Genomic DNA, 5,411 nt, shown 5'->3' with positions numbered 1-5,411 from the left:
ACATTTTATTCACAGCTTTCAATCTCACCAGACAATCTTGCCGCAATCAATACTGCTTTACTTAGTGGCATTTCGGTTAGAATAGAACAAGGTGTTACTGAGGTGCTCAGTACCGATAGCAATCAGTATACAGGATCCTATGTACTACTTGCTGCAAACGTTTCTACCAGTGCGCTAATTGGCTCAACGCAAACATATGACGATATGTTTGATGGCGAACCTAATGGTGACATTTCTACCACTAACTTTATTTATCAACCTACAGGCTCGGCAGGAGTCATTCAAAATTTTATACCAGCTGGTACCAACAACCTTCCTTCTTTTACTATTCATCCAGCACCAACATCACCTGTTTTCACTGCTAAAGTTGGCAAATCTGTCAAAATACCAGTAATCACTTCGCCAGCCACACCACCAATATCATATTTTAACCTTAGCCCTCTATGGACTGGAAATAAAAGTGCTGCTGGTTATACATTTGGTGAGTGTCTCATTACAGATCCTCTTCTTACCGAAATCAACAATGCTTTAATTGATGGTACCACGGTACTTATATCCTCACTGTTTGTATCTTCTGCGAGCACTCCAGGGTTTCTAGACTTTGAAGTCGCTGCGTATAACTCTTCAACGCAACAAGCCATTGGACTACCACAAAAACTTGCTAGCTCTAACGTTACATCATTTATTCCAGCAGGAGCAGTATATACTTCTGCAAACTCTGGCTATGTTGGCGCAGCTGGATCAGCAACTGTCGCAGTTAATAGTATACCAGCAGGACAATCGCTAGAATTAATACCACAAATAATTCCAACTATTGATATTTCTGTACCAGCAATGCAAGGTGTTTTTCAAAGCTTGTTTCTTAATGTTACATTTAAAAATAACCCTTCGGCTCAATTCCCAATAACAGGCGATCTTCTCACAGAAATCAACACAGCCCTTGGAGCAAACACTCCTGTCTCAATATCATATGAACTTACATCTGAAAATATTACCATTGCATCAGCAGGTGCATCATCTGGACCCTTATCTTTACCAAACAACTGTGGCGCATTTGTTTCATCAAATTTTTCATATCTATTAAATCTTCTAGGCGCTCAAGTATCAACAATGCAAAACTGCACAATTCTTAATGTTTCAACAATAGATGTAAACACATTAACTATCCCATCGGCATCATTAGAAAACTTGTGGCTCTATCCAAACTGGACACTTGGCACTGGTGATAATGGTCCAACCAATGCAACGTGTACACTTTCAGGAACTCCTTTATTTACTGCAATTAATACTGCATTAGCTGCAGGAACCACGGTCAACATTTGGCTACAATGCACACCAGGATCATCAGGCCAAAGCTTTGTAGTTAATGCATACGACCCTTTATTAAACGTTCAAATTGGCTCATCGCACACGTTTCCTGGAATTTTAGCCTCTGGAGATACATGGAGCTTAACTACAGGAATTTATCAATCCGCAGCTAATCCAGCTACCCCAACCATAACTTATAAAGAAACGCCCCTGCCAAGCTCAATTGTACCAAATCAAATCCTTCAAATTATACCAACCATAGCTTCAGCAAATCCAGCAGCGCCAGTCGCGCCAGCTGTGCTCAAGCTCTCAGACTCTTCAACCCTGACTGGACTCTGGATAAGCATAATTGGAACTCCAGGAATACAATTAAACTGCGCAGTAGGTAATCAACTATTTGGACAAATTCTGAAAGCGCTGCAATCTGGTAACCATGTCACTCTTTCTCCAGCATTTTCTGGATCAACGGTTACATTAACCGCTCAAGAAATAATAAGTAGCGCAGTCACCAATCCTATTGGCACACAAACATACAGTACCTTACCAGCAGGCTTAACGGCAAGCTCATGGACTTCATCAAGCGTAACCTATCAATACACCACTAGCGCTGGTACACCAACGACTGGTCCACTAGTTCCACTTTCTTTAAATCAACCTCTTGAGATAGTACAAGCTCCAACAGCCGCTACAAATAAAACTAAAATCCTACAGCTCTTATCAGTTAACCCTGTGTGGACAGGAAAGCCAGATCCATCAACTGGAAAAATGTATGCTAAGTGCCAAATTGGAGCAGCACTCATGGCAAAAATAAATGCAACTTTAGCAAAAAAACAAAATGTTTATATAACCTCATCAATCAGTGGATCTAATTTTATAGTAACCGCAAACACATATGACATTAACACAGCTACTGGCTACCTTCCGTTTGGCAGCCAAGCTTTTGACAATGTTATTCCAAGTGGCAGCAAGTGGACTTACTCAAACTTCCAAAGCCAATTCACCAAAAACAGCCAAGTAAATACAAATAATGCTAACACGAGCAATAATGCTTTAGGAATTTATACAAATAAAACAATAAAAACATATCAGTGGCCAAACTTATCCAAAGCAAAATAAAATAAAAACAATTTAAATTATTGGAAACTAGATAGGGAGCTTCAATGGGTCCCTATCTAGTTCGAAATCAAACCACCAGATCTTCTGTCTTAAAAAAACCCCCAAACCCTTGCTTTAAAGGTCTTTTTTTAACTATCCTGTTAACAGTTATCTTAATATCCATAAAAAAGGAGAATCAAATGAAGATCAATAAAACTATGTTACTTGTGGCCTTCTGTTCAGTCACACCAGTTATTAAAGCAATGGCCCGTACTTTAACAAATGGACCCAGAAGAGACTTGGCAGTAGATGCAAATCGACCAACCCAACTCAGAGCATCAATCCAAGAGGCTCCAATATACGATCAAGGCAGTGAAATTATGAATCTTGCCAAAGAGGTCCAAGAGAACTTAAATGCTGTTATATCAGCTAGAAAAGCTCTAAATCTCACACCAACTCAGTTAGCACCATTCAAAACCGCAGTAGTGAGCTTGTACGAAAACAATGCTTCTTTAAAAAATCTAGTTGCTCAAGCACGTGAGGCTATAAATAATTCATCTTTAGAAAAATCAACTAACTTTACAGCTCAAGTAAAGGCAGCTCAAGCAACTATTGCAAAAGCTAATGCAGAAGCAAGTTTATATTATGCTACTCCAGCTGGCGTTTCAGCATTTTTAGAATCAGTACCCGCACATTATATTGCAGACTAAAATTCAATAAAAATCAGCCTTTATTTAAAACAGGAGCCAAAAAAAGCTCCTGTTTTCTTTTTAAAATATTACTTTTAAAATATTCCTTTATTGCCATCTTCCTTTTTTGCCCTTCTTGCATTCCTTTTTCTTTCCACCCCCCCATAAAAATTAGGTACAAAAAGCTTTACGTAGGCCCAGACTTCAGCTCCCCATAGTTCAAACCCCCGAAGTATCAAGCTGAAGGTGCAGGACGGAGTAATTCTTTAAAAATATGTGCTAAAAAAACCTTAGCGAAAGAGACTAAGATTTCTTGACAAGCATGGGTAGGTTGCATTATGATAATACAATGAAAATCAGAGTTAATAAGCGTTACAAAATTAGCACTTTAAACCCAAACAAAGGAAAAACAAGATGGCTAAAATTATCGGAATCGACCTTGGAACTACCAACTCGGCAGTCGCATTCATGGAGGGGCAAACTCCAAAAATTATCCCAAATAAAGAAGGTCAAAACACAACGCCTTCAATCTTTGCGGTAGCAAAAGATGGAAAACGCATGGTTGGAACAATGGCAAAACGCCAAGCTGTAACAAACCATGAAAATACCATTTACTCAGCAAAACGTTTCATCGGACACACATTCGACGAAATCAAAAATGAAATAGCAAATTATCCATATAAAATTGTTCGCGCCGACAACGGTGACGTAGCATTTGAAATTGGCGACAAGAAATTTTCTCCTCAAGAAATTTCAGCAGCAATCCTAAGCAACTTAAAACAAACAGCAGAAGAATATCTTGGTCACAAAGTAACTGAAGCAGTCATCACAGTGCCTGCATATTTCAACGACGCACAACGTCAAGCAACAAAAGATGCGGGAAAAATTGCAGGACTCGAAGTTAAGCGAATTATCAACGAACCTACAGCGGCAGCCCTTGCGTACGGTTGTGAAAAAAAACGTGATGAAACTATCGCAGTATTCGATTTCGGTGGCGGAACATTTGATATTTCAATCCTAGAAGTACAAGATGGCGTCATAGAAGTAAAATCAACAAGTGGTAACAATAAACTTGGCGGTGACGATATCGATGAAAAAATCATCAATTTCTTAATCGAAGAATTCCAAAAAGATACTGGCATTGATCTTCGCAAAAACAAAATGGCTTTACAAAGACTCAAAGAAGAATCTGAAAAAGCAAAAAAAGATTTATCTTCACTGCTTGAAACAGACATCAACCTGCCATACATCACAGCGGATGAATCAGGACCAAAACATCTCTCAGTAAAATTATCGCGTGCAAAATTAGAGTCACTATGCGCAGACATCTTCAAAAAACTTATTGAACCTTGCAAACAAGCTTTGGCTGACGCAAAACTTTCAACAAGCCAAATTAATGAAGTTATTTTGGTCGGTGGATCAACTCGTATGCCAAAGATCCAAGACTTGGTAAAAGAATTCTTTGGAAAAACTCCAAACAAATCTGTAAACCCTGATGAAGTAGTTGCACTCGGTGCTGCTATCCAAGGTGGAATTTTATCTGGTGACGTCAACGATGTTTTACTTCTCGACGTAACTCCCCTGTCACTTGGTATTGAAACAATGGGCGGAATTGCGACAAAACTAATCGAACGTAACACAACGATCCCAACTAAAAAATCACAAGTATTTTCAACGGCAGAAAACAATCAATCAGCTGTCGATATTCATGTGGTCCAAGGTGAACGCGAACTTGCAAAAGATAATAAATCTTTAGGCCAGTTTAAATTAGACGGTATCCCATCTGCTCCTCGTGGAACTCCGCAAATCGAAGTTATTTTTGACCTCGATGCAAACGGAATTTTAAGCGTAACAGCAAGAGATAAAGGCACTGGAAAAGAGCAATCAATCACGATTTCAAACAGTAGCGGACTATCTGCTTCTGAAATTGAAAAAATGGTTAAAGACGCAAAAGACAACGAAGCTGAAGACAAAAAAATAAAAGAAACTGTCGAAGCTCGCAATAAACTTGACGGCATGATCTTAAGCACAGAAACAACATTGTCTGAAAACAAAGACAAACTTCCTGAGCAAGATGTAACCGAACTTCAGCAAGCTGTCGAAATTGCAAAAACAGAACTTAAAGAAAAAGAAAATGATACCGAAGGCCTAAAAAGCGCATTCGAAACTCTTATGACCAAAGCACAAAAAGTTGCTGAAACTTTGTATAAAAATTCAAAGGATCAACAACCAGGTGGCCCAAAATCTGAAGATAATAATTCTGATGACAACGGACCTATCGATGCTGACATTTCATAAGAATTAATTTAATTTTAATTT

The 5,411-nt window shown here is 38.7% G+C and carries 3 protein-coding genes; all 3 read left to right on the top strand.

The genetic code is table 11. The features are described from left to right. A partial coding sequence (locus tag NTU89_04355; GenBank protein ID MCX5923760.1) for a hypothetical protein occupies positions 1 to 2,424 on the top strand: 2,424 nt, incomplete at its 5' end. Between the two features lie 179 nt (positions 2,425 to 2,603). Continuing rightward, entirely contained in the window at positions 2,604 to 3,113 is a 510-nt protein-coding gene (locus NTU89_04350) for a hypothetical protein (GenBank protein ID MCX5923759.1), read from the top strand. Between the two features lie 393 nt (positions 3,114 to 3,506). Continuing rightward, the gene (dnaK, locus tag NTU89_04345; protein MCX5923758.1) at positions 3,507 to 5,390 is read left to right on the top strand and encodes a molecular chaperone DnaK; all 1,884 of its coding nucleotides are present in this window, start codon (positions 3,507 to 3,509) and stop codon (positions 5,388 to 5,390) included. The last annotated feature ends 21 nt before the right edge of the window (positions 5,391 to 5,411 follow it).

Source organism: Candidatus Dependentiae bacterium, from assembly GCA_026389065.1.
GTDB lineage: Bacteria > Babelota > Babeliae > Babelales > Chromulinivoraceae > JACPFN01.
This window is presented reverse-complemented; position numbering and strand designations above follow the sequence as displayed.

Bases quoted from the DNA above. Each gene is read 5' to 3' on its own strand.
- dnaK (MCX5923758.1), top strand. From the start codon at position 3,507: ATGGCTAAAATTATCGGAATCGACCTTGGAACTACCAACTCGGCAGTC.
- NTU89_04350 (MCX5923759.1), top strand. From the start codon at position 2,604: ATGAAGATCAATAAAACTATGTTACTTGTGGCCTTCTGTTCAGTCACA.